Here is a 23,304-nt window from a genome sequence, read left to right as displayed (position 1 = left end):
GGACACTTCGGCCCTCACCGAAGTGTCCGCCGCCTCCTAGGTTCCGCTCCTGGCCTGCTCGTACTGCAGCGCCAGCCCGTCCAGCAGGGCGGACAGCCCCGTCTCGAAGGCCCGCTCGTCGATCTTCTCCTGCTGCTCGGCGAGGAGATGGGCCTGCCCCAGGTGGGGGTAGTCGGTGGGGTCGTAGGCGCTGGCGTCGTCCACGAAGCCGCCCGCGAAGGAGCCGAGCGCGGAGCCCATGATGAAGTACCGCATCAGCGCGCCGATGGAGGTGGCCTGCGCGGGCGGCCAGCCCGCCTGGACCATGGCGCCGTAGACCGCGTCGGCGAGCCGGAGCGCCGCCGGACGGCGGCCGGGACCGCGGGCCAGGACCGGGACGATGTTCGGATGGTCGCGCAGTGCGGAGCGGTAGGAGACCGCCCAGTCGTGCAGCGCGGTGCGCCAGTCCCGGCCGTCCTCGAACATCGACAGGTCGACCAGCGCGCTGACCGAGTCGGCCACCGCCTCGAGAATCTCGTCCTTGGTGCGGAAGTGGTTGTAGAGCGAGGGCCCGCTGACACCCAGTTCCGCCGCGAGCCGGCGCGTGGAGACGGCGGCCAGGCCCTCCGCGTCCACGAGCGCACGGGCCGTCTCGACGATCCGGTCGGTGCTGAGCAAGGGCTTGCGCGGTCGGGCCATGGCGCACATAGTAGGACCGCGACAGAAACTAGCAGTGCTAATTTAAACGTACACGGTCCTAGCGGCTTTCACATGGGGTGACGCGGTATGAACCTGGAGCTGAGCGACGAGCAGGAGGCCGTCCGCCGGCTCGCCCGGGACTTCGTCGAGCGTGAGGTCGCGCCCTCCGCCGCCGCCTGGGACCGCGCGGAGGAGGTCGACCGCGGCATCGTCAGGAAGCTCGGCGAGGTCGGCTTCCTCGGGCTGACGGTCGACGAGGAGTACGGCGGCTCCGGCGGTGACCATCTCTCGTACTGCCTGGTCACCGAGGAGCTGGGCCGCGGCGACTCGTCCGTGCGCGGCATCGTCTCCGTCTCTCTCGGCCTGGTCGCCAAGACCGTCGCCGCCTGGGGGAGCGAGGAGCAGAAGCGCGCGTGGCTGCCGGGCCTGACCTCAGGGGAGTACGTCGGCTGCTTCGGCCTCACCGAGCCCGGCACCGGCTCCGACGCCGGCCGGCTCACCACCCGCGCGGTGCGCGACGGCGACGACTACGTCATCGACGGCACCAAGATGTTCATCACCAACGGCACCTGGGCCGACGTCGTCCTGCTCTTCGCCCGCTCCACCGACGCCCCCGGCCACAAGGGCGTCTCCGCCTTTCTCGTCCCCGCCGACACCCCGGGCCTGACCCGCCGCGCCGTCCACGGCAAGCTCGGGCTGCGCGGCCAGGCCACCGCCGAACTGGTCCTCCAGGGCGTACGCGTGCCCGCCTCGGCGATGCTGGGGGAGGAGGGCAAGGGTTTCTCCGTCGCCATGTCCGCCCTCGCCAAGGGCCGGATGTCGGTCGCGGCCGGCTGTGTCGGCATAGCCCAGGCGGCGCTGGACGCGGCCGTGCGCCACGCGGGCGAGCGGGAGCAGTTCGGGAAGCCCATCGCCGGTCACCAGCTCGTCCAGGAGCTGATCAGCGACATCGCCGTGGACGTCGACGCGGCCCGGCTGCTCACCTGGCGGGTCGCCGACCTGATCGACCGCGGCCGGCCGTTCGCCGTGGAGTCCTCCAAGGCCAAGCTCTTCGCCTCGGAGGCAGCCGTGCGCGCCGCCAACAACGCCCTGCAGGTCTTCGGCGGCTACGGCTACATCGACGAGTACCCGGCGGGCAAACTCCTGCGCGACGCCCGGGTGATGACCCTGTACGAGGGCACCAGCCAGATCCAGAAGCTGGTCATCGGCCGTGCCCTGACCGGGATTTCGGCCTTCTGAGTACCGCCTGAGTATCCGAGCGGATGTGGCGGCGGCCACATCCGCCGATGCTGGTCCCCATGAGCGACACACCGGTCAAGCAGCAGAGCACGGCCGCCTTCTACGGACAGGCCGTCGCGTCCTTCGGGGTGGCCCTGGGGGCCACCGCGGTCGGCATCTTCAACCTGGAGACCGACGCGTGGGTCCGTGCCTTCCTGGGTATCGCGGTCCTGTACCTGGTCACCTCCGCCTTCACCCTGGCCAAGGTCATCCGCGACCGCCAGGAGGCCGGACAGATCGTGAACCGGGTCGACCAGGCACGCCTGGAGAAGCTCCTCGCCGAACACGACCCGCTGCAGAAGCTCTGAGCCGCACTAAGCGCTCGCTCACCCTTGCCGGTATGGTGGTGGCCCTGCCAGCGAATGAGGTGAGTGATGAGTACGGCGGAGGAGACGGCCGGCGGTGAGGCGCAGCCGTGGGGTGAGGTCACGCCCGACGCGGCCCGACGGCTGCTGCTCGCTGCCGTGGAGGCCTTCGCGGAGCGCGGCTACCACGCCACGACGACCCGCGACATCGCGGGCCGCGCCGGGATGAGCCCGGCCGCGCTCTACATCCACTACAAGACCAAGGAAGAGCTGCTCCACCGGATCAGCAGGATCGGCCACGAGAAGGCCGTGGAGATCCTGCGCACGGCGGCCCGTGCCGAGGGCAGCCCGGCCGAGCGGCTCGCCGACGCCGTCAGCTCCTTCGTCCGCTGGCACGCGGGCGGGCGCACCACCGCACGGGTCGTGCAGTACGAACTCGACTCGCTCGGCCCGGACGCCCGCGCGGAGATCCTCGGCCTGCGGCGCCAGGTCGACGCCGAGGTGCGCGGGATCATCGAGGACGGTGTGCGCGCCGGTGACTTCGACGTCGTCGACGTGCAGGGCACCACCCTCGCCGTGCTCTCGCTGTGCATCGACGTGGCCCGCTGGTTCAACGTGGACGGACCCCGTACCCCGGAGGAGGTCGGCGCGCTCTACGCCGACCTCGTGCTCCGGATGGTGGGGGCCGGAGCCCGGGGCGCCGCTCAGAGGTAGTAGCGGGCCACCGACTCGGCCACGCACACCGGCTTGTCGCCGCCCTCGCGCTCCACCGTGAACGCCGTGGCGACCTGGACGCCGCCCTTCACCTCGTCCACCGCGGTGATCGTGGCGGTGGCGCGCACGCGCGAGCCGACCGGCACGGGGGCGGGGAAGCGCACCTTGTTGGTGCCGTAGTTGACGCCCATCTTCACGCCCTCGACGGTGATCAGCTGCGGGCCGAACAGCGGCAGCAGCGACAGCGTCAGATAGCCGTGCGCGATGGTCGTCCCGAACGGTCCCGCCGCGGCCTTCTCCGGGTCGACGTGGATCCACTGGTGGTCACCGGTGGCCTCGGCGAACAGGTCGATCCGCTTCTGGTCGACCTCCAGCCAGTCGGTGTACCCCAGCTGCTCGCCCACCGCCGCCTTCAGTTCGTCGACGGACGTGAAGATCCTCGGCTCTGCCATGTCCTGGCCTCTCGCGTCACGTAGTCGCAGGCGCATCGCTGTGCGCATGCCTAAGCAACTGCTTAGCATGGTCGGCCGGGCGGCCCCTGTCAACGGACACGGGCGCAGGAGGGGTGGGTAGGGTTCGAGGGGTGCAACGGATTCCGGAAAAGATCCACGAGCTCACGGTCGGCCAGCTCTCCGCCCGCAGCGGCGCCGCCGTGTCGGCCCTGCACTTCTACGAGTCCAAGGGCCTCATCAGCAGCCGCCGCACCCCGGGCAATCAGCGCCGGTACACCCGTGACACCCTGCGCCGGGTCGCCTTCATCCGCGCCGCCCAGCGCGTCGGCATCCCGCTCGCCACGATCCGCGCGGCGCTCGCCGAACTGCCCGAGGAGCGCACCCCCACCCGGGACGACTGGGCTCACCTCTCCGAGGCCTGGCGCTCCGAACTGGACGAACGCATCAAGCAGCTCAACCGGCTGCGCGACCACCTCACGGACTGCATCGGCTGCGGCTGCCTCTCCCTGGACACCTGCGTCCTGTCCAACCCGGACGACATCTCCGGCGAACGACTGACGGGCTCCCGCCTGCTGCCCGAGAGCGCGAGCGCCCGGAGGACCGACCGCCGCCCCTCGAGCCGGGCCTGAACCGCGGCGGCGAGCGGGGCCATGCCGGGTTCGCGACGACGGGCGTCCGAGCCAGGTGCGGAGTGTGGCGGCGGCCGGGTCGTGCTGCCTCGAGCACGGTGGCAGGCATCCGTGCCGGGTCGGGAGCGGGGCGGCGGGCGGGTTGTGCCGTCTCGGGGCGTGGTGGCGGGCGCCTGTGGCGGGTCTGGAACGCGGTGCCGTGCGTCGGTGTCGGTTCTGGAGCGGGGCGGTGGGTGGGTCGTGCCGTCTCGGGGCGCGGTGGCGGGCGTGCGTGCGGGGTCTCGGTGTGGTGGCGAGCGTGTCGTGCCGCCTTGGGGTGCGGTGGCGGGTATTTGTGCCGGGTTCGCGGGCGGGTCTCTGTGGCGGGTCCGGAGCGCGGTGGCGGGCGCGCGGCCAGGTTCGGAGCGCGGTGGCGGATGTCCGTGCCGGGTCTGGGGCGGGTCGTGCCGGTGCGGAGTGTGGTGGCGGGCGGGTCGGGGCACCGCCTCGGGGCAGCCTCGCGGTCCCGGGACGGCACCCCCGACCGCCCGCCGTGCTCACTCGTACTCCGTGCCGCCCTTGCGGGTCAGGTAGGCCGGGCTCACGGCCTTTGCGATGGCGCGGCCGCCGGTCACCGGGCTGTGCCGCTCGACCGCCGGCCGGATCACCACACCCTCCCGCAGATGCAGCTCCCGCCCGGACACCGTCTCCCGCCCGGACGCGATCTCCAGGACCCGCCCGCTGTCGTACGGGCCGGAGAACAGCCGCGGCACCAGCGGCAACCGGCCGTCCAGCAGCTCTGCGGAGTCCAGCCAGCGCACCCGGCCGTCGATCTCGGCGGACACGTCGAACACGGCGTACCCGAGGGTGTCGCGCCGCCCGTCCGCACCGTACGACAGGTCCTGCACGCCCGCGCCGTACACCTCGCCGAAGATGCCGACCCGCCGGGCCCCCAGCCGGGTGGCGAGGTCCGCAGCGACGTCGGCCACGCCGTGACCGCGCACCGCACGCCAGTACAGGTTGCGCGGGTCCTCCTTCAGCGCCAGCGACTTCGCGCCGAACCCCTTGGAGGAGACGTACACCCGGTCCTCCTCGGCGGTGTACGTCAGCAGACAGGCCGTGCCGTGCAGCTTCTCCGTGAGCACCACGGGCTCACCCGGCGCGAAGATCTCCGGGTAGCGCTGGATGTTCTCGATGTCGACCCAGGGCAGCAGGCCGGCCGCGGACTCCACGTCGCCGTTCATCGTCGGCGGGACGGGCGGCACCCACTTGGAGATGCCGAGCAGCTCCGCGAAGTCGGTGCCGTCCTCGGCTGCCCGCACCAGGTCGACGTCGGCGAGCGCCTTCGGCCGGCACACGATCCCCTGCGACAGCTCACCGCGCAGCCGGATCGCCTTCACCCGGTCGTGGTTCCCGCCCGCCAGGCGGCCGGTGAGCCCCAGCTCCTCGATCAGACCGGCCGGCAGCACGGACTGCTCGGGGATGTAGACCGCGGCGTCACCCGTGCGGTACGCGCCCTTGGCGACGACGGCCCGGTACAGGCCCACCTGGGCCAGCTCGAGGGCGTCGGCGCCCGGGTGCTCGAGGACGGTCAGGATTTCGGCGGTGACGCGCAGCGTCGACATCGGGACAGCTCCTAGGGCTCTCAGGTCCGTTTCATCGCCCTCAACTGTCCGTGGAACAAAGCCCTGGAACGACCGGTTTACCGCCTGCTACGGTCCCCGGAGCCAGCGGGGGTGCGGCATCCCCGGCGCACCCCCATGCCCCCGTTGCTCCCTGCGTCGCTCAGGGCCTCAGGCCGACACCAGCAGCCTCGCCCGGCGGGCGTCCGCCAGGGCCCCGGGGGTGAGTACGGGACGCGGCACCAGGATTCCGCAGTCCGCGCAGACCGGGCCCGCCGACGGCTCGTGATCCAGATCGTGACGCCATATGAGCCGTTCCCCCCGGCACACGGGGCAGGCCGAACCCGGCTCCCGCTCCAGCGCGGCGATCAGCCTCCGCAGCACCTCGGCCAGCGGCTCCCGCGGATGCACCCGGGGGTCGTCGCACCAGGCCACACCGAAACCGCCCCAGGTCAGCCGGTGCCAGTCGTCCACACTGCCCGGGCTGCGCAGCCCGTCGTGCTTCTCCTTCCTGCGGCGCTCGGCGAACTCCACCTCGTACGCCAGCCAGACCGCCCGGGCCTCCTCCAGTTCGTCCAGTGCGGCCACGAGCCGCGCCGGGTCGACGGAGCGGTCCTCGGGGTCGAACCCGGCCCGCGAGCACAAATGGTCCCAGGTCGCCCTGTGTCCGTAAGGAGCGAATCGTTCAAGGCACTTGCGCAGCGAATAGCGCCGCAGAGCCAGATCGCACCGCGGATCTCGGACCTGTCTCGCCAGACTCCGGAAACCGGCCATCGTCCTGCACCTCCGTCACACCTGCACCTGTAATCCGGTCACTTCGGCGTCGTCGAACGGACGTCGCCGAATAGACGTATCGACACGCGAATCGGCTCCATCCTTTTTTCGATGGCCCCCATCAGCCGGCCGCGGGGACTCGCGAACCAACTCCCCTGGCTCGTGCTTCAGTTGTGGTCGTCCGCGGGGGTACCGGCGGTATCGCGCTCCGTGCCCTCCCGCGGGGGAGCACTCTCCCTCGACAGCCTGAGAACTCCCCACGGCCTCCACGGGTTCCTGAACAACCGGTCGATATGCACACCGTTCACCGGCCCTCCACGCCCGGCGTGCCGCCCGGCGCCGACCGCGACCGCGTCACCGCAGGTCACAGCGGTGTGGGCGCCCCGGCGCAGAGGGGCGGCGGGCCGCCGTCCGTGCCCCGCCGCCCCTCTGCGCCGTCGCGCTCAGCGATAGAGCAGGTACTCCCGCCGCATCCTCCGGAACCCCGCCAGCTCCTTCTCCCAGCCGGCCACCACCTCGTCCGTGTCCGCGCCCGCGTCGATCATGGTGCGCACCAGGGCGGAGCCCGTGAGCTTGTCGATCCAGTTGTCCGGACGCCAGGCGAAGCCGCTCCAGGACCGCTTCGCCGTGATCAGCAGGTCGACGCCCGTCCGCACCGGATCGAACGCCTCCCGGTCGTGCACATGCACCTGCACGCCGCCGATGGTCCTCCCCTGGAACTTGGAGAACGTCGGCGCGAAGTACGCCTCCCGGAAACGCACGCCCGCCGGCGCCGACGCGTTCGCCGCGGCCGCCCAGCGACCGTCGATCCCCTCCGCGCCCAGCAACTCGAACGGCCGGGTGGTCCCGCGCCCTTCCGACAGGTTCGTGCCCTCGAACAGGCACGTCCCGGAGTACACCAGCGCCGTCTCCGGCGTCGGCATGTTCGGGCTCGGCGGCACCCACGGCAGCCCGGACGCGTCGTAGAAGTCCGACCGCCGCCAGCCCGACATCCGTACGGTCTCCAGCGGCACCGGCGTCGTCAGGAACTCCCCGTTGAACAGCCGCGCCAGCTCCGCCACCGTCATCCCGTGCGCCTGCGAGATCGGCTGCCGTCCGACGAAGGTCGCGAACTCCTTGTGCAGCACCGGACCCAGCGCCGTCCGCCCCGTCACCGGGTCCGGCCGGTCCAGCACCATGAACCGCTTGCCCGCGAGCGCGGCCGCCTCCATGCAGTCGAACAGCGTCCAGATGTACGTGTAGAAGCGTGCGCCGACGTCCTGGATGTCGAAGACCACGGTGTCCACGCCGGACGCGGTGAAGATGTCGGCGAGCGCCTGACCGCTCTTCAGGTACGTGTCGTAGACGGGCAGGCCCGTCGCCGGGTCGTCGTAGCGGCCCTCGGAGCCGCCCGCCTGCGCGGTCCCCCGGAAGCCGTGCTCGGGGCCGAAGACGGCGATCAGGTCCACACGGTCGTCCTCGTGCATCACGTCGACGATGTGCCGCACGTCCCGGGTGATGCCGGTGGGATTGGTGACCACGCCCACGCGCCGGCCGTCGAGCGGCGCGTAGCCGTCCTCGGCGAGGCGTTCGAACCCGGTGCGCAGCCTCCGGCCGCCCCTGTGCGTCGCGCCCGACGCGGCCGCCGCCGGCGCGGCGGAGGCCGCGACCGCGGCCGTGGTGGTGGCGAGCAAACTCCGTCTGGACAGCTTCATACAGTGACCTCCGTGATCGCGGCGGGTGTCATGCCCACGCACGCTAGCGCGCGTGACCGCCCCGGGGAACGAACCGGACCGCCCCGCCTCGGAACGCCTCTTCCACCGTGCATACCGACCGGTTAGTCTGACGGCCTGAAGCTGCTGGGAGCCGCGTCGAAGGAGACCGATGGTGCAAGCCGTACAAGGTGCGAAGGTGGTCGTCACGGGAGCGGGGGGCGGCATCGGAGCAGCGCTCGCCCGCCGCTTCGCCGTCCAGGGGGCACAGGTCGTCGTCAACGACCTGGACGCCGACCGCGCCAAGGCCGTCGCCGAGGAGATCGGCGGACTCGCGGTCCCCGGCGACGCCGCCTCGACCGTCACCGAGGCCCGCGACGCGCTCGGCGGGACGGTCGACGTCTACTGCGCCAACGCCGGCGTCGGCCGCGACGGCGGCGAGCCGGGGGAACCTCTCGACGAGCAGGGCTGGGCCCTGTCCTGGGACGTCAACGTCATGGCGCACGTCCGCGCGGCGCACGCGCTGCTCCCTCACTGGCTGGAGCGCGGCACCGGCCGCTTCGTCTCCACCGTCTCCGCCGCCGGACTGCTCACCATGATCGGCACCGCCCCCTACAGCGTCACCAAGCACGGCGCCTACGCCTTCGCCGAGTGGCTGTCCCTGACCTACCGCCACCGCGGTGTGAAGGTCCACGCGATCTGCCCGCAGGGCGTGCGCACCGACATGCTCGACGCCACCGGCAGTGCGGGCGACCTGGTCCTGAAGCCGACCGCGATCGAACCGGACGACGTGGCCGACGCCCTCTTCCGGGGCATCGACGAGGACCGCTTCCTGATCCTCCCGCACCCCGAGGTCGCCGCGTACTACCAGGCCCGCGCCACCGACCCCGACCGCTGGCTCACCGGCATGAACCGCATCCAGCAGCACTGGGAGACGACCCGGTGACCGGACCCGCCGGCCCTTCCGCCCGCCCCGGGACGGACCCGGCTGTACCCGCCGTGCGGCGCAAGGAGAGACTGGCCGCCTGCAAGGATGCGCTCCGGGCGGGGATCCTGCCGCACCGGCCGGACCCGGGCAGTGGGAAGATCCTCCGTCGGGAACGGTGTTCCCTGTTCCACCACAACTGAGACAGCGACATGGAAAGGCGGGTGGCGGCAGTGCCCAGAACAACGGACGGTGACGGGACTCCTGTGCCGCAGCGGCTCCTGGCCGCCGCCACCCGGCTCTTCGCCGAGCAGGGCTACGACCGCACCTCGGTGCAGGAGATCGTCGAGGCGGCCGGCGTCACCAAGGGGGCGCTGTACCACTACTTCGGCTCCAAGGACGACCTGCTGCACGAGGTGTACGCGCGCGTGCTGCGCCTCCAGCAGGAGCGCCTGGACCACTTCGCGGACTCCGACGAGCCCATCGAGAAGCGGCTGCGCGGGGCGGCGGCCGACGTCGTCGTCACCACGATCGAGAACCTCGACGACGCGTCGATCTTCTTCCGCTCCATGCACCACCTCAGCCCGGAGAAGAACAAGCAGGTGCGCGCCGAGCGCCGGCGCTACCACGAACGCTTCCGTGCGCTGATCGAGGAGGGTCAGCGGGAGGGCGTCTTCTCCACGGCCACCCCGGCCGACCTCGTGGTCGACTACCACTTCGGCTCCGTGCACCACCTGTCCACCTGGTACCGCCCCGACGGCCCGCTCAGCCCGCAGGAGGTCGCCGACCATCTGGCGGACCTGCTGCTGCGGGCACTGCGCCCGTAAGCCGTCCCCGGCCCATGAGGTGATCGAGCAGGGCACCCGCCGCCGGGTTGCGCGGCCGTGCCCCGCGCCCTGCCAGCACCACCGTGCGCCCCGGATCCGGCTGCCGGACCGTGACACACGGCAGCCCCGCCCGCTCACCGATCGGCCGGGGCACGAACGCCACCCCGATCCCGGCCCGCACCAGATCCACCAGCAGCCCCGCCTGGGTGACGTCGCAGGTGATCCGGCGCGTGAGCCCGCAGTGGGCGGACAGCCGGCGCACGGCCGTCTCCAGGCCGGTTCCCGCGCGGAAGTCGACGAACGGCTCCTCGGCGAGTTCGCTGACCAGCGTCTTGCCGGCCCGGGCGAGCGGATGCCCCGGCGCGGTGATCAGCACCAGCTCCTCATGCCAGGTCGCGTGCACCGTCAGCCCTTCCGGCAGCTCCCGCGCGTCCGGCGCGAGATACGCCAGGTCCAGCTCGCCCGCCCGCAGGGCCTCGGTCAGGTCGTCCACCGTGGCGTCCCGTACGGAAACCTGGATTCCGGGGAACTCGTCGTGGAAGGCGGCCAGTTCTCCCGGCAGATCGACACAGGTCAGCGTCTGGATGGTGCCGATGGCCACCCGTCCGCTGTCCAGCCCGGCCACCGCCGCCACCGCTTCCCGCGCGGACCGCTCCCCGGCCAGCAGCGCCCGCGCCTGCGGCAGCAGCGCGCGTCCCGCCTCCGTGAGCACGACCCGCCGGCCGGTGCGGTCGAAGAGGTCGGCGCCCAGCTCCCGTTCCAGGTTGCGGACCGAGGTGCTGAGCGCCGACTGCACGATCAGTTCGGCACGGGCGGCCGCGGTGAAGCTGCCCTCGGTGACGACCGCCATGAAGTGGCGGAGCTGACGGATCTCCATCCATCGATTCTAGAGATCGGCACCAGCGAAACCATCTGTTGGACCGCTGGGCCGCGGACAGCCGATGCTGGCGCCATGGATCTCATGCCGGCCCTGTGGACCACCGCCTACTCCCCGCACGCCCCCACCGCGCCCCGCCTCCTGGCCCGCCGGCTCCTGCGTCTGCGGGACTTCCTGCGCGCGCTGGCGCTGACGGACCACACACCGTACGGCGGCTACTAGCCGCCGTACTCAGAGGTGCTTCTTGAGCTCCCGGCGCGCCAGTGACCGCTGGTGCACCTCGTCGGGCCCGTCGGCGATCATCAGCGTGCGGGCACCGGCGTACAGCTCGGCCAGCGGGAAGTCCTGGCTGACCCCGCCCGCGCCGTACAGCTGGATCGCCCGGTCGAGGATGCCCACGACCGTACGCGGGGTGGCGATCTTGATGGCCTGGATCTCGGTGTGGGCGCCCCGGTTGCCGACCGTGTCCATCATCCAGGCGGTCTTCAGCACCAGCAGCCGCAGCTGCTCGACGGCAACGCGCGCGTCGGCGATCCAGTTCTGCACCACGCCTTGCCGGGCCAGCGCCTTGCCGAACGCGTCCCGGGACACCGCCCGCCGGCACATCAGCTCGATGGCCCGCTCGGCCATGCCGATCAGCCGCATGCAGTGGTGGATCCGGCCGGGACCCAGCCGGGCCTGCGCGATGGCGAAGCCGCCGCCCTCCTCGCCGATCAGGTTCGACACCGGCACGCGCGCGTGGTCGAAGACCACCTCGGCGTGTCCCCCGTGGTAGTGGTCCTCGTAGCCGAAGACCTGCATCGCACGCTTGATCGTGACACCCGGGGTGTCGCGCGGGACGAGCACCATGGACTGCTGACGGCGGATGTCCGCCCCGTCCGGATCGGTCTTGCCCATCACGATGAAGATGGTGCAGTCCGGGTGCATCGCCCCGGAGATGTACCACTTGCGGCCGGTGATGACGTAGTCGTCGCCGTCCCGCTCGATGCGCGTGGTGATGTTGGTGGCGTCCGAGGAGGCCACCTCGGGCTCGGTCATCGCGAACGCCGAACGGATCTCACCCGCGAGCAGCGGCTGGAGCCACTGCTTCTTCTGCCGCTCGTCGCCGAACTGCGCCAGCACCTCCATGTTCCCGGTGTCGGGCGCCGCGCAGTTGGTGACCGTCGGCGCGAGCTGCGGGGAGCGGCCCATGATCTCGGCGAGCGGTGCGTACTGCAGGTTGGTCAGCCCGGCGCCGTACTCGGAGTCGGGCAGGAACAGGTTCCACAGGCCCTGCCGGCGGGCCTCGGCCTTCAGCTCCTCGACCACGGGAACGGTGTCCCACGGCGAGGCAGACCGCTCACGCTGCTCGTGGGCGACCTGTTCGGCCGGGTACACGTGCTCGTCCATGAAGGCGAGAAGCCTGGCGCGCAGTTCCTCGGTGCGCGCGTCGAACGCGAAGTCCATGTGCCGTCAGCCTTCCTGAAGAGTGGTCAGACCGTGCTCGATGAACACCGGGACCAGATCGCCGATGCGGTCGAAGCCGCGCCCGACCGTCTGGCCCAGCGTGTAGCGGTAGTGGATGCCCTCCAGGATCACGGCGAGCTTGAACCAGGCGAACGCCGTGTACCAGGAGACCGCGGAGACGTCGCGCCCCGACCGCACCGCGTACCGCTCGACCAGCTCGGCGGGCGCGGGGTGCCCGGGGGCCTCGGCGGTCGTGGAGACGGGGGAGTCCGGCATGCTCAGCGGCATGCTGTACATCACCAGCAGTCCGAGGTCGGTCAGCGGATCCCCGAGGGTGGACATCTCCCAGTCGAGGACGGCCTTGATCCTGTCGTCCTCGCCGATCAGTGCGTTGTCGAGGCGGTAGTCGCCGTGCACCACGGCGGGCGCGGGGGAGGAGGGCAGCTCGCGGCCGAGCGCGGCGTGCAGCTCGTCGATCCCGGCCAGCTCCCGGTTGCGGGAGGCGTCGAGCTGCTTCCCCCAGCGCCGCAGCTGGCGGTCCAGGAACCCCTCGGGCCGGCCGAAGTCCGCGAGCCCCACCTCACCGGGGTCGACGGCGTGCAGCTCGACCAGCGTGTCCACCAGGTTCAGCACGGCGTCCCGGGTGCGCGCGGGGCCGAGCGGGACGAGCTGGTCCGCCGTGCGGTACGGGGTGCCCTCGACGAACTCCATGACGTAGAAGGGCGCCCCGAGCACCTCCTCGTCCTCGCACAGCAGCACGGGGCGCGGCACGGGCACGGCGGTCGGATGCAGCGCGCTGATCACCCGGTGCTCGCGTTTCATGTCGTGCGCGGTGGCCAGGACATGGCCGAGCGGGGGACGCCGTACGACCCACTTGGAGTCGCCGTCGGAGACCGTGTACGTGAGGTTGGACCTGCCGCCCTCGATCAGCCGGCCGGTGAGCGGGCCGTTCACCAGGCCGGGCCGCTCCCGTTCGAGCAGGCCGCGAAGCCGGTCGAGATCGAGTCCGGGCGGGTGGTCGGGGCTCATCGTCGCTCCTCCAGGCAGGTGACGGTACCCGCACAATGATGCCGACCGGTCGGTATGTCGTCCAGAGCGAGAGCGAAACGTGATCGGGCCCACGATAGGCGCTCCCCCCGGCCTGCCACTCCGCGACCACGCGAATGGCGTGTATCGGGCCGTCCGGCTTGCACGCCCGGAGCGGACCCCGGAGGGTCGGACGCATGAAGGCGATCAGCTACACACGGTACGGCGGCCCCGAGGTGCTCGGCGTAGGAGAGGTCGACGACCCCAGGGTCGGCCCCGATTCGGTACTGGTGAAGGTACGGGCGGCGGCGGTCAACCCGGTGGATTGGAAGTGCCGTGAGGGCTACCTCGACTCCCTCCTGCGGCCCGTCTTCCCGGTCGTCCCCGGCTGGGACGTCTCCGGCGTCGTGGTCCGGACGGGGCCCGCGGTTCCGGAGTTCGCCGAAGGCGACGAGGTGATCGGCTATGTGCGCGAGGACGTCCTCTCCCAGGGCACCTTCGCCGAGTACGTGGCCGCCCCGGTGCGCACGCTCGCGCGCAAGCCGCGCAACCTGTCCTTCGAGGAGGCGGCCGGCCTCCCGCTCGCGGGGCTCACTGCCCACCAGGCGCTGCACCGCGTCCTCGGGGTCGGCCGCGGCGACACCGTCCTGGTGCACGCCGCGGCCGGCGGGGTCGGCTCCATCGCCGTCCAGCTCGCCGCCCACCTCGGCGCCCGGGTCATCGGCACGGCCAGCGAGCGCAACCACGACTTCGTACGCGGACTGGGCGGAGAGCCGGTGAGCTACGGCGAGGGCCTCGCGGAACGGGTGCGCGGGCTGGCCCCCGAGGGTGTGGACGCGGTGCTCGACACGGTCGGCGGAGACGCCCTGAAGGCCTCCGCGAACCTCCTCACCCCGGACGGCCGTCTGGTCTCGATCACCGACCCCGAGGTGGTGACCTACGGCGGCCAGTACTGGTTCGTCCGCCCGGACCCCCAGGACCTGACCCACCTGTCCGACCTGGCGGAACAGGGCGTGGTGACGGTCCACGTCTCGGAGACCTTCCCCCTGGAACGCACGGCGGACGCCCACCGCCTGAACCAGGAGGGCCGCACCAGGGGCAAGATCGTGGTAACGGTGCCCGAATAGGTCTGTCCGGCGTTGGAGGACGAGGCCCGTAGGGCCGAAAGAGGGTCCGGGGGCGCAGTCCCAGGGACGGGAAGGGGCGGCGGGGGCGAGAAGACCCACCACCTCAACCCCGCAGCACCAGAGCCGCCCCACACAGCACCGTCACCACCACACACCCCACCGCCGCCACCGCGTACCGAGGCACCAGCGCCGCAGGCACAGCACTCGCCGCCAGTCCGCGAATCCGCCGATGGGCGACCACCAGAAACCCCACCCAGCAGGCGAAGCCCACCACACCGGCCACCGCCACCACCCCCACCGGCCCCCCGCTCGCCACCGCCGTCCTCCCCGCCAGTACGGCCACCACCGTGCTCGACAAGGTCGTACGCCGCCATGCCAGCCGCGTCCGCTCCGGCTGCAGCCCGGGATCCCGCTCCGCCGCAGGGGCGGCCGCCCCGCTCACCCCTCCCACCCCACCAGCACCACCACGACCATCGCCACGGCCACCACCGCCACCACCAGACTCAGCAGCGCCGGGAACCGGGAGACCGGCAGATCCTCACCGCGCCGCATGGCCCGCTCGCACCGCACCCAGTGATTGACCGCCCGCAGCGCGCACAACGCCCCGGCGGCGAGCAGCGCCAGCGCCAGCCCCACTCGCCAGCCCCACCGCAGGTCCGGCAGGAACTGGTCCACGGCGAACCCGCCGCCGATCAGCGCGAGCGCGGTACGCAGCCAGGCGAGGAACGTCCGCTCGTTGGCCAGCGAGAACCGGTAGTCGGGCGTCTCACCCTCATCCCGCACCGCCGCGGGCGCGAACCACAACCGAACGTTCCGCACAAAATCGATCACGCCGGCGACCCTACCGGCGGCTCCGACGATCCCGGACCCGGGCCCGCGGCACCGTCCGGGCCGGCCGGACCGCCGCCTCCCGACCGCCACGCCCTGAGCCGCTCGTACGCCGCAAGCCCGTCCGGCACCCACTCCCACCCGCCCTCACGCAGTCGCCGCTCCACCTCGGCCTCGGGCAGGAAGTCGTGCCACGCCACCTCCTCGGCCTGCGGCCGCACCGGAAGCTCGCAGCGCACCTCGTACACCGCCGACCACCAGGTCCGGCCCGCCCCGTCGTCGTACAGGAACGTGAAGAGGTGCTCGGGACGCGGCAGCCCGCTCACGCCCAGTTCCTCCTCCGCCTCCCGCAGGGCGGCCGCGTCGTAGTCCTCGCCCGCGCCGACCACCCCGCCGACGAACATGTCGTACAGGGAGGGAAAGACCAGCTTGCCCGGCGTCCGGCGGTGGACGAAGATCCGTCCCTCGGCGTCCCGGGCGAGGACGAAGGCGCACCGGTGCCGCAGGCCCCGCGCGTAGGCCTCGCCGCGAGGCGACCGCCCGACCACCCGGTCGTTCTCGTCGACGATGTCGATGATCTCGTCAGCACTCATACGGCCATCCAAGCAGCGCACCAGGCCGGGCACCGCCAGGCCGCACACCACGCACCGCCCGCCGTCGCGCCCCCTCGCACGCCTCGGACGACCCCGGCCGCTCGGGCACCACAAGTTGCCTCTTCGTGACCGCAGTTGACGCGTGTAACGGCCCGTGCGCCCTTGACGTGATCCGTTGGCTGGCGGTTTGCTGTCTGTGATCAGCTCATGGCAATCGGCAGCCGACCACTGCCGTACCGACCGCCCGCCGTGAGCCGAACCACAAGAAGAGCGCGTGAGGAAGTTCCGCGGTGTCCCCACCCCCGCCTCCCCTCGGCCGTGCCCGCAAACGCGGGACACAGGCCTTCGACGACGCTCTCGACGACGCCGAACTGGTCGCAGCGCGGGCCGCGTTGGCGCAGGGCCGATGGCAGAACACCCGCTCGCTGCTCGTCCGGACGGGGGACGACTGGGACCGCCGGGGCCACCGGGTCACGGTGCTCGCGCGGGAGTCGCACACCGCCGCCTGGGCGCGCGAATGGCTGCTCGCCGAGCCCGACTCCGGTGACGCGTCCGTGCTGCTCGCCCTCGCCCAGGTGCGCCGCGCGCTGCGCGGCAAGGAGAAGCCGGCCCGCGTCCGCGAGAGCTGTCATCAGGCCGCGGAGCTGCTGCCCGCCGACCCCACCCCCTGGCTCGGTCTGCTTCTCCTCGAGTGCTCCCTGGGCGCGGAGGGGGACGTGGTCCGCGTCTTCGAGCAGATCCGCACCCGGTACGCGGAGCACCACCACGCCCACCACCTGGTGGTCGGCTGGCTGGCGGAGCGGCGCGTGGAGGCCGGCCCCGACCCGCTGCACGAGGTGTACGACTTCGCCAACTGGGCCGCCGAACAGGCCCCCGCCGACTCACCCCTGGCGATCCTGCCGGTCATCGCGCACGCCGAGCGCTACCGCACCCTGGCCGCCGCGGGCCACGAGCCCGCCGACCCGGTCGCCTCCGGCCACTGGGTCGGCCGCCGCGCCCGGCAGGTGATGAAGGCCGCCTTCGACTGGTGGCTGGAGTGGGAGCGCGAAGACCATCCGCGCCGCCTCGTCGACCTCAACTTCCTCGCCCACGCCAAGGTCTGTGAGGGCCGGGGTGCCGAGGCCGCCGCCCTCTTCCACCGCATCGGCGACCACGCCACACCGGAACCCTGGTCCTACCCCGAACGCGACGCCCTGACCGCCTTCCGCACCGCCCGCGCCGCCGCCCTGGGCACGGCCTGACCCCAGCCCCCACCCCCCGCACCCGCCGCAACCACCCCCGACCCAAGGACGGTCTCGAGATGACGACGGACAGTTCGAGCAGGAGCAGAGCAACAGCCGACGGCATCAGTACGTTCAAGGGGCAGGAGCGCGCCCTGCGCGCCGACCGCCTCGGCACGGGGGGCCTGCTGCTCTCCGTCCTCGCCGCGACCGCCCCCCTCATGGTGGTCGCTGGTGTCATGCCCACCACATTCGCGGTGATGGGCATCGTCGGCCAGCCGCTGCTCTTCGTGGTCCTCGGCGTCGTGCTGATCCTCTTCAGCCTCGGCTACGCCGAGATGAGCCGGCACGTCCACAACGCCGGCGCCTTCTACGCGTACATCTCCCGCGGACTCGGCGGCACCGCCGGCGCGGGCGCCGCCCTGGTCGCCCTCGTCGCCTACAACTCCCTCCAGGTCGGCATCTACGGCATCTTCGGGTTCGAGGTCTCCGGCCTCTTCGCCACCTACGCCGACGTCGAGGTCGCCTGGTGGATCCCCTCGCTCGTGGCCGTGCTGGCCGTCGGCGTGCTGGGCTGGCTGAAGATCGACGTCAACGCGCGCGTCCTCGGGGTCCTGCTCGTCATCGAGGTGCTCCTGGTTGTCGTCTTCGACGTCGCCGCCATCGCCGACCCCGGCACGGAGGGCCTCTCGCTGCACGCCTTCAACCCCGACACGCTCACCGGCGCCGGCGTCGGCACCGCCCTGTGCTTCTGCATCGCGGCCTTCCTCGGCTTCGAACAGGCCCCCGTCTACGCCGAGGAGACCAGCAAGCCGCACGAGGTCGTGCCGCGCGTGATGTTCCTCGCCGTCGCCGGAGTCGCCGTCTTCTTCGCCGTCAGCAGCTGGGCGCTCACCGTCGCCACCGGCCCCTCCGGGATCGTCGGCACCTCCCAGGAGCAGAGCGCGGGCCTGCTGTTCTTCCTCACCGAGGACCGGCTCGGCTCCACCTTCACCGACGTCCTGCACGTCCTCTTCGTCACCGGCATGTTCGCGGCCATGCTCAGCTTCCACAACGTCGTCGCCCGGTACGCCTTCGCCATGGGCCGCGAAGGCCTGCTGCCCGCCGCCTTCGGCCGCACCACCGGCAGCAGCGGCGCCCCCGGCACCGGCTCCCTGCTCCAGACCGCCATCGCCGCCGTGCTGGTCCTCGCCTTCGCCCTCACCGACGACAAGCCCACCGGCGACCCGACCGCGCCGGTGCTGCGCCTGTTCACCTGGGGCGGCAACATCGGCGCGCTCGGCGTGATCGTCCTGATGGCCATCGCCTCCCTGTCCGTCGTGGTCTTCTTCGTCCGGCGCGGCGCCGCCGGAGCTCAGGCCTGGCGGCTGGGCACCTCGGCACTCGCCGGAACAGCCCTGGTGGTGATCGCCGGCTACACGGTCAAGGACTTCGACGTGCTGGTCGGCGCCGGTCCCGACTCCGCCCTGAGCTGGATCCTGCCCGGCGTCATCGGCCTGGCCCTCGTCGTCGGCCTGGTCCAGGGCGCCGTCCTGCGCTCCCGTGCCCCGGAGACCCACGCCCGCATCGGGCTCGGCAACGAGGCGTTCCAGCTCGACCAGGAGGCCGAGCGCAACGCGTAGGACGTGGTGCTTACGGAAGTCTGACGGGCACCCGCGGCCCCTGGCCCGACCGGGGCGCGGGTGCTCGAATGGAGAGGTGAACTCCGAACAGCCGCCGGAAGAAGCCGAAGCGCCGGACGGAACGGACGCGCGGGGCAAGCCCGTCGGCCGCCGGGTCCTCCTCGGCACCCTCGGCCTGGGCGCCCTCGGCGTGGTCACCGCGCCCACCCTCCAGCGCGGCCTGGAGTCCTTCCTCGCCGGAGCCTCCGGCAAGGACCCCACCGGCCTGACCGGACTGCTCCCCAACGGCGGCGGCTTCCGCTACTACTCGGTCACCTCGTCCGTCCCGCGGAAGAACGCCGACACCTACCGCCTCACCGTCGACGGCCTCGTCGACCGCCCCGCCACCTACACCCTGGCCGAGCTGAAGTCCCTGCCGCAGACCCGTATGGTCCGGGACGTCCAGTGCGTCACCGGCTGGCGGGTGCCGCGCACGCCCTTCGAGGGGGTGCGCCTGTCCCGGCTCCTGGACGCCGCGGGAGTGCGCCCGGCGGCCGGGGCCGTGCGCTTCACCTGCTTCGACGGCGCGTACTCCGAGAGCCTCACCCTCGACCAGGCCCGCCGCGCGGACGTCCTCGTCGCCCTGCGCATGCAGGACGAGGACCTCGGCCACGCCCACGGCGGCCCGGCCCGCCTCTACGTGGCCCCGATGTACTTCTACAAGTCCGCCAAGTGGCTCTCCGGCATCACCGTCACCGACGACGTGGAACCCGGCTACTGGGAGGAGCGCGGTTACGACGTCGACGCCTGGGTCGGCCGGTCGAACGGACGCGACGATGACCCCACGAGTTGACGCCCCGCCCGCCACCACGGCCGTACGGCGCTTCGGCCCCGCCCAGCGGTGGGTGCACCGCACCACGGCCGCGCTGATGGGCGTCTGCGTCGCCACGGCCGCCTGCCTCTACGTCCCCCAGCTCGCCCAGCTCGTGGGCCGCCGCGCCCTCGTGGTCACCCTCCACGAGTGGTCCGGACTCGCCCTGCCGCTCCCGGTCCTCGTCGGTCTCCTGTCCCGGGCCCTGCGCGCCGACCTCGGCCGGCTGAACCGCTTCGGGCCGCACGACCGCACCTGGCTGCGGGCCGCCCTGCGCCGCGACAGGCGTCCCGCGTCCCGGCCGGCCGGGAAGTTCAACGCCGGCCAGAAGCTCTACGCGGCCTGGATCGCGGGCGCCACCCTGGTGATGCTGGGCACCGGCCTGCTGATGTGGTTCACCCACCTCACCCCGCTGGTCTGGCGCACCAGCGCGACCTTCGTCCACGACTGGCTGGCCCTGACCATCGGCATCGTCCTCGCCGGCCACGTCGGCATGGCTCTCGCGGACCCCGAGGCCCGCCGCGGCCTGCGCACGGGCTCGGTCGGCCGGGAATGGGCCGAGCGCGAGCACCCGCTGTGGCGGCCCTGAACACATCGCGCCCGCCCGCCCCCCGACGGGGAGCGGGCGGGCCCGGGTGCCGTGCGCCGGTCCGGACGACCGGCTAGATGATCAGTGACAGCAGCAGCACGAAACCGCCGGCCACCACCGAGATGATGGTCTCCATGATCGACCACGTCTTGATCGTCTGACCGACGTTCAGCCCGAAGTACTCCTTCACCAGCCAGAAGCCGGCGTCGTTGACATGGCTGAAGAACAGCGAACCGGCACCGATCGCGAGCACCAGCAGGGCGGCGTGGGTGGTCGACATGTCGGCGGCGAGCGGCGCCACCAGACCGGCCGCGGAGACGGTCGCCACGGTCGCCGACCCGGTCGCCAGCCGGATCGCCACCGCGATCAGCCAGGCCAGCAGCAGCGCCGGGATCGACCAGTCCTCGGAGATGTCCAGGATCATCCGGCCCACGCCGGTGTCGATGAGCGTCTGCTTGAAACCGCCGCCCGCGCCGACGATCAGCAGGATGCCCGCGATGGGCGCGAGCCCCTTCTCGACCAGGGACGAGATGCGCTCCCGGCTGAACCCGGCGGGCACACCCAGGGTGAAGATGCCGACCAGCACGGCCGCGAGCAGCGCGATCAGCGGGGAACCGATCACGTCGAAGACACGCTGCACGGAGTTCTCGGGGTCGTCGATGACGATGTCGACCAGCGCCTTGGCCAGCATCAGCACGACCGGCAGCAGGATCGTGGCCAGCGTCGGGCCGAAGCCGGGGCGCTTCTCCAGGTCCTCGGAGGGCCGCTGCGGGATCATCCGCTCCGGGGCCGGGACGTCCACCCAGCGGGCGGCGTACTTGGAGAACAGCGGACCCGCGATGACCACCGTCGGTATGGCGACGAGCACGCCCAGGGCCAGCGTCACACCGAGGTTGGCGCCGACGGCGTCGATCGCGACCAGCGGACCGGGGTGCGGCGGCACCAGTCCGTGCATCACGGACAGACCGGCGAGCGCCGGGATTCCTATGCGCATCAGGGAGTAGTTGCCGCGCTTGGCGACCATCAGCACCACGGGGATCAGCAGCACCACGCCGACCTCGAAGAACAGCGGCAGGCCGATCACCGAGGCGATCAGCACCATCGCCCACGGCATGGTGCGGCCGTTCGCCCTCTCGAGGATGGTGTCGACGATCTGATCGGCGCCGCCGGAGTCGGCGAGCATCTTGCCGAGGATCGCGCCGAGGGCGATCAGGACGCCCACTCCGGCGACGGTGGAGCCGAGTCCGGCACTGAAGCTGGCGATCACCTTGTCCAGCGGCGCCCCGGCGAACGCGCCGAGCGCCAGCGACCCGATGGTCAGCGACAGGAAGGCATGCAGCTTGAACTTGGTGATGAGCAGGACGATGACGGCGATGCCCGCCAGGACGGCGATGCCCAGCTGAGCGTGGCCGGCCGAGGTGATCGGCTCGGGTGCGTCCGCTGCCAGCATCTCGACGCTGAGTCTGGTCACGGTGGTTCCCTAGTGTGTGCGAGGGTCGGGGAGGGTCCGGCCGGGACCTACGGGGTGGGCTCGGGGAGGGCGTCCAGGGCGGCGGCCGCCCGTTCGGCGATCTCCTCGGGACTGCCCGTCACGTCCACGGCGACCCCGGCCTCGTCCGGCTCCAGCGGCTGGAGCGTGGCGAACTGGGAGTCGAGCAGTGCCGTGGGCATGAAGTGCCCCTGCCGGTGCGACATCCGGTCCTCGATGAGCGCGCGGTCACCCGTGAGGTGTACGAAGACCACGCCGGGCGCGGCGGCCCGCAGCCGGTCGCGGTACGACCGCTTCAGCGCCGAGCAGCTGACCACCCCGCCCTGCCCCGCCCGCTTCTGCGCCCACGCGCCGATGGCGTCCAGCCAGGGCCTGCGGTCGTCGTCGGTGAGCGGGGTCCCGGCCGTCATCTTGTCGATGTTGGCCTGCGGGTGGAAGTCGTCGCCCTCGGCGTACGGAACGTCGAACCGGGCCGCGAGCAGGGGACCGACGGTGGTCTTGCCGGTGCCCGCGACGCCCATGATCACGACGACTTCGGTGGTGTTCATCGCTGCCTCACTGTCTGCTGTCTTCGTCGACGCGTGATGTCGACGGCAACTGAAGCTTATTCATAGGACAACTTCAAGAGTCTGTGACGTATAAGTCTGACTTTTTATGTGGGTGATCCGCCCCGTACTCTGAGTGCATGAGCACCACGGGCCGGGGGCTGCACGGCCGCGTTCTGGACACCCTCGGCCCCGAGATCACCGCCGGCGACTACCCGCCCGGCAGCGTCCTGCGCACCGACGAACTCGCACAGCGTTTCGACGTGTCGCGTTCCGTGATGCGCGAAGTGGTCCGCGTCCTGGAGTCCATGCACCTGGTCGAGTCCCGGCGCCGCGTCGGCGTGACGGTCCGGCCGACCAGCGAGTGGAACGTCTACGACCCCCAGGTCATCCGCTGGCGCCTGGCCGGCGCGGACCGTCCGCGGCAACTGCGCTCGCTCACCGTGCTGCGCTCGGCGATCGAACCGGTCGCGGCGGGCCTGGCCGCCCGCAACGCCACGGCCGAGCAGTGCGCCGAGCTCACCGAGTGCGCCCTCGGCATGGTCGCCCACTCACGCGGCCACAAGCTGGAGGGCTACCTCTTCCACGACGTGGCCTTCCACCGGGTCATCCTGAACGCCTCCGGCAACGAGATGTTCGCCCGCCTCGGCGACGTCGTCGCCGAGGTCCTGGCCGGCCGCACCCACCACGACGTGATGTTCGAGGACCCCGACCCGGCCGCCGTCACCCTGCACGTCCAGCTCGCCGAGGCGGTCCGCGAACGCGACGCCGCCCGCGCGGAACACCTCACCCGCGAGATCACCGAGGGCGCCCTCCAGGAACTGGACATCCTGGCGCCCTAGTTCAGAAACTCACCGTCGACGTACACCCACGCCCCGTCGACCCGTTCGAAGCGGCTGCGCTCGTGCAGCGAACCGCCCCGGTAGGAGGCGCGGAAGGTCACCGTCCCGGTGGAGTGGAAGGCGGACCCGCCCTCGCTGTCCAGGATCTCCAGCCCGGTCCACCGCATGCCGGGATCGAAGTCGATGCGCTCCGGCCGCGTCCCCGGATGCCAGGTCCGCAGCAGATACGCTCCGTCCCGCCGCACGAACGCGCAGTACCGCGACCGCATCAGCCGCTCGGCGGTGGGAGCGGCGGCGGCACCCGCGTGGAAACGCCCGCAGCAGGCCTCGTACGCCTCGGGCAGCCCGCAAGGGCAGGAACGAGCGGTCATGGTCA

General features: G+C 71.9%; 27 protein-coding genes. 13 read left to right on the top strand and 14 right to left on the bottom strand.

Annotated features, from left to right (window positions below; translation table 11 throughout):
• Nucleotides 1-36 precede the first annotated feature (36 nt).
• Complete coding sequence (locus ACZ44S_RS08095) at nt 37-678, bottom strand: TetR/AcrR family transcriptional regulator (RefSeq protein ID WP_466925756.1); 642 nt, start codon at nt 676-678, stop codon at nt 37-39.
• Nucleotides 679-765: 87 nt separating this feature from the next.
• Here ACZ44S_RS08095 and ACZ44S_RS08090 point away from each other — a divergent pair, with 87 nt between their 5' ends.
• The 3 genes from ACZ44S_RS08090 to ACZ44S_RS08080 all read left to right on the top strand — a co-directional run bounded on the left by ACZ44S_RS08090 (nt 766) and on the right by ACZ44S_RS08080 (nt 2,975).
• Nucleotides 766-1,917 (top strand): acyl-CoA dehydrogenase family protein, encoded by a 1,152-nt coding sequence (locus ACZ44S_RS08090; RefSeq protein WP_466925753.1) that lies wholly within the window; start codon nt 766-768, stop codon nt 1,915-1,917.
• 59 nt (nt 1,918-1,976) lie between these two features.
• A complete protein-coding gene (locus tag ACZ44S_RS08085) occupies nt 1,977-2,264 on the top strand; it encodes a YiaA/YiaB family inner membrane protein (RefSeq protein WP_150153759.1) in 288 nt (95 codons plus the stop codon).
• Nucleotides 2,265-2,330: 66 nt separating this feature from the next.
• Nucleotides 2,331-2,975, top strand: coding sequence for a TetR/AcrR family transcriptional regulator (locus tag ACZ44S_RS08080; protein WP_466925750.1), 645 nt, complete (start codon nt 2,331-2,333; stop codon nt 2,973-2,975).
• Here the strand turns inward: ACZ44S_RS08080 and ACZ44S_RS08075 are convergent.
• A complete protein-coding gene (locus tag ACZ44S_RS08075; RefSeq protein WP_037932264.1) occupies nt 2,966-3,427 on the bottom strand; it encodes a MaoC family dehydratase in 462 nt (153 codons plus the stop codon). The two genes, ACZ44S_RS08080 and ACZ44S_RS08075, sit on opposite strands and share 10 nt — an antisense overlap.
• Before the next feature lie 131 nt (nt 3,428-3,558).
• Between ACZ44S_RS08075 and soxR the strand changes: the two genes are divergently transcribed.
• On the top strand, nt 3,559-4,056 hold the full coding sequence (soxR, locus tag ACZ44S_RS08070) for a redox-sensitive transcriptional activator SoxR (RefSeq protein WP_466925748.1): 498 nt from the start codon (nt 3,559-3,561) through the stop codon (nt 4,054-4,056).
• Between the two features lie 536 nt (nt 4,057-4,592).
• Here soxR and ACZ44S_RS08065 read toward each other — a convergent pair.
• From ACZ44S_RS08065 to ACZ44S_RS08055, 3 genes are all read right to left on the bottom strand, one after another.
• Nucleotides 4,593-5,660, bottom strand: a complete 1,068-nt coding sequence (locus ACZ44S_RS08065) for an RNA ligase (ATP) (RefSeq protein ID WP_466925746.1) — start codon at nt 5,658-5,660, stop codon at nt 4,593-4,595.
• A 168-nt stretch (nt 5,661-5,828) separates the two neighbouring features.
• Nucleotides 5,829-6,431, bottom strand: coding sequence for a hypothetical protein (locus tag ACZ44S_RS08060; RefSeq protein ID WP_190166257.1), 603 nt, complete (start codon nt 6,429-6,431; stop codon nt 5,829-5,831).
• A gap of 443 nt (nt 6,432-6,874) precedes the next feature.
• On the bottom strand, nt 6,875-8,125 hold the full coding sequence (locus ACZ44S_RS08055) for an exo-beta-N-acetylmuramidase NamZ family protein (RefSeq protein ID WP_466925744.1): 1,251 nt from the start codon (nt 8,123-8,125) through the stop codon (nt 6,875-6,877).
• Nucleotides 8,126-8,294: 169 nt separating this feature from the next.
• Here ACZ44S_RS08055 and ACZ44S_RS08050 point away from each other — a divergent pair, with 169 nt between their 5' ends.
• Together ACZ44S_RS08050 and ACZ44S_RS08045 are read left to right on the top strand one after the other, a co-directional pair.
• Nucleotides 8,295-9,068 carry an SDR family oxidoreductase gene (locus tag ACZ44S_RS08050; RefSeq protein WP_466925741.1) on the top strand — a complete coding sequence of 258 codons (774 nt, stop codon included), beginning with the start codon at nt 8,295-8,297 and terminating at the stop codon, nt 9,066-9,068.
• Between the two features lie 212 nt (nt 9,069-9,280).
• Nucleotides 9,281-9,874, top strand: coding sequence for a TetR/AcrR family transcriptional regulator (locus ACZ44S_RS08045; RefSeq protein ID WP_466925739.1), 594 nt, complete (start codon nt 9,281-9,283; stop codon nt 9,872-9,874).
• Here the strand turns inward: ACZ44S_RS08045 and ACZ44S_RS08040 are convergent.
• Nucleotides 9,813-10,751 carry a LysR family transcriptional regulator gene (locus tag ACZ44S_RS08040; RefSeq protein WP_466925737.1) on the bottom strand — a complete coding sequence of 313 codons (939 nt, stop codon included), beginning with the start codon at nt 10,749-10,751 and terminating at the stop codon, nt 9,813-9,815. The genes ACZ44S_RS08045 and ACZ44S_RS08040 overlap by 62 nt on opposite strands.
• Nucleotides 10,752-10,826: 75 nt before the next feature.
• On the opposite strand from ACZ44S_RS08040, the gene ACZ44S_RS08035 reads away from it, so the two are divergent.
• On the top strand, nt 10,827-10,973 hold the full coding sequence (locus ACZ44S_RS08035) for a hypothetical protein (protein WP_466925734.1): 147 nt from the start codon (nt 10,827-10,829) through the stop codon (nt 10,971-10,973).
• Between the two features lie 9 nt (nt 10,974-10,982).
• Here ACZ44S_RS08035 and ACZ44S_RS08030 read toward each other — a convergent pair whose 3' ends face one another.
• Both ACZ44S_RS08030 and ACZ44S_RS08025 read right to left on the bottom strand, forming a co-directional pair.
• A complete protein-coding gene (locus tag ACZ44S_RS08030) occupies nt 10,983-12,197 on the bottom strand; it encodes an acyl-CoA dehydrogenase family protein (RefSeq protein ID WP_466925732.1) in 1,215 nt (404 codons plus the stop codon).
• Between the two features lie 6 nt (nt 12,198-12,203).
• The gene (locus ACZ44S_RS08025) at nt 12,204-13,226 is read right to left on the bottom strand and encodes a phosphotransferase family protein (RefSeq protein ID WP_466925730.1); all 1,023 of its coding nucleotides are present in this window, start codon (nt 13,224-13,226) and stop codon (nt 12,204-12,206) included.
• 194 nt (nt 13,227-13,420) lie between these two features.
• Here ACZ44S_RS08025 and ACZ44S_RS08020 point away from each other — a divergent pair, with 194 nt between their 5' ends.
• Nucleotides 13,421-14,350, top strand: coding sequence for an NADP-dependent oxidoreductase (locus ACZ44S_RS08020; RefSeq protein ID WP_466925728.1), 930 nt, complete (start codon nt 13,421-13,423; stop codon nt 14,348-14,350).
• 103 nt (nt 14,351-14,453) lie between these two features.
• Here the strand turns inward: ACZ44S_RS08020 and ACZ44S_RS08015 are convergent, their stop codons facing one another.
• The 3 genes from ACZ44S_RS08015 to ACZ44S_RS08005 are packed head-to-tail and all read right to left on the bottom strand — an operon-like array spanning nt 14,454 to nt 15,771.
• Nucleotides 14,454-14,792, bottom strand: coding sequence for a DUF202 domain-containing protein (locus ACZ44S_RS08015; RefSeq protein WP_466925726.1), 339 nt, complete (start codon nt 14,790-14,792; stop codon nt 14,454-14,456).
• Entirely contained in the window at nt 14,789-15,181 is a 393-nt protein-coding gene (locus ACZ44S_RS08010; RefSeq protein ID WP_466925724.1) for a YidH family protein, read from the bottom strand. The genes ACZ44S_RS08015 and ACZ44S_RS08010 overlap by 4 nt, the downstream gene beginning before the upstream one ends.
• The gene (locus tag ACZ44S_RS08005; RefSeq protein ID WP_466925723.1) at nt 15,178-15,771 is read right to left on the bottom strand and encodes an NUDIX hydrolase; all 594 of its coding nucleotides are present in this window, start codon (nt 15,769-15,771) and stop codon (nt 15,178-15,180) included. The genes ACZ44S_RS08010 and ACZ44S_RS08005 overlap by 4 nt, the downstream gene beginning before the upstream one ends.
• Nucleotides 15,772-16,061: 290 nt before the next feature.
• Between ACZ44S_RS08005 and ACZ44S_RS08000 the strand changes: the two genes are divergently transcribed.
• The 4 genes from ACZ44S_RS08000 (at nt 16,062) to ACZ44S_RS07985 (ending at nt 20,052) form a co-directional block, all read left to right on the top strand.
• On the top strand, nt 16,062-17,012 hold the full coding sequence (locus ACZ44S_RS08000; RefSeq protein WP_466925721.1) for a hypothetical protein: 951 nt from the start codon (nt 16,062-16,064) through the stop codon (nt 17,010-17,012).
• A 59-nt stretch (nt 17,013-17,071) separates the two neighbouring features.
• A complete protein-coding gene (locus ACZ44S_RS07995; protein ID WP_466925719.1) occupies nt 17,072-18,613 on the top strand; it encodes an APC family permease in 1,542 nt (513 codons plus the stop codon).
• A 76-nt stretch (nt 18,614-18,689) separates the two neighbouring features.
• Entirely contained in the window at nt 18,690-19,445 is a 756-nt protein-coding gene (locus ACZ44S_RS07990; RefSeq protein ID WP_466925716.1) for a molybdopterin-dependent oxidoreductase, read from the top strand.
• The gene (locus tag ACZ44S_RS07985; RefSeq protein WP_466925713.1) at nt 19,429-20,052 is read left to right on the top strand and encodes a cytochrome b/b6 domain-containing protein; all 624 of its coding nucleotides are present in this window, start codon (nt 19,429-19,431) and stop codon (nt 20,050-20,052) included. Before ACZ44S_RS07990 ends, ACZ44S_RS07985 begins: the two co-directional genes overlap by 17 nt.
• A gap of 73 nt (nt 20,053-20,125) precedes the next feature.
• On the opposite strand, the gene ACZ44S_RS07980 is transcribed toward ACZ44S_RS07985, so the two are convergent.
• Both ACZ44S_RS07980 and ACZ44S_RS07975 read right to left on the bottom strand, forming a co-directional pair.
• Complete coding sequence (locus ACZ44S_RS07980; RefSeq protein ID WP_466925711.1) at nt 20,126-21,523, bottom strand: GntT/GntP/DsdX family permease; 1,398 nt, start codon at nt 21,521-21,523, stop codon at nt 20,126-20,128.
• Nucleotides 21,524-21,570: 47 nt separating this feature from the next.
• Nucleotides 21,571-22,089 (bottom strand): gluconokinase, encoded by a 519-nt coding sequence (locus tag ACZ44S_RS07975; protein WP_466925709.1) that lies wholly within the window; start codon nt 22,087-22,089, stop codon nt 21,571-21,573.
• Nucleotides 22,090-22,226: 137 nt separating this feature from the next.
• On the opposite strand from ACZ44S_RS07975, the gene ACZ44S_RS07970 reads away from it, so the two are divergent.
• A complete protein-coding gene (locus ACZ44S_RS07970) occupies nt 22,227-22,928 on the top strand; it encodes a FadR/GntR family transcriptional regulator (protein ID WP_466925706.1) in 702 nt (233 codons plus the stop codon).
• Here the strand turns inward: ACZ44S_RS07970 and ACZ44S_RS07965 are convergent.
• On the bottom strand, nt 22,925-23,299 hold the full coding sequence (locus tag ACZ44S_RS07965) for a YchJ family protein (protein WP_466925703.1): 375 nt from the start codon (nt 23,297-23,299) through the stop codon (nt 22,925-22,927). The two genes, ACZ44S_RS07970 and ACZ44S_RS07965, sit on opposite strands and share 4 nt — an antisense overlap.
• Between the last annotated feature and the right edge of the window lie 5 nt (nt 23,300-23,304).

The sequence above is a fragment of the Streptomyces malachitofuscus genome, assembly GCF_055571035.1.
This window is presented reverse-complemented; position numbering and strand designations above follow the sequence as displayed.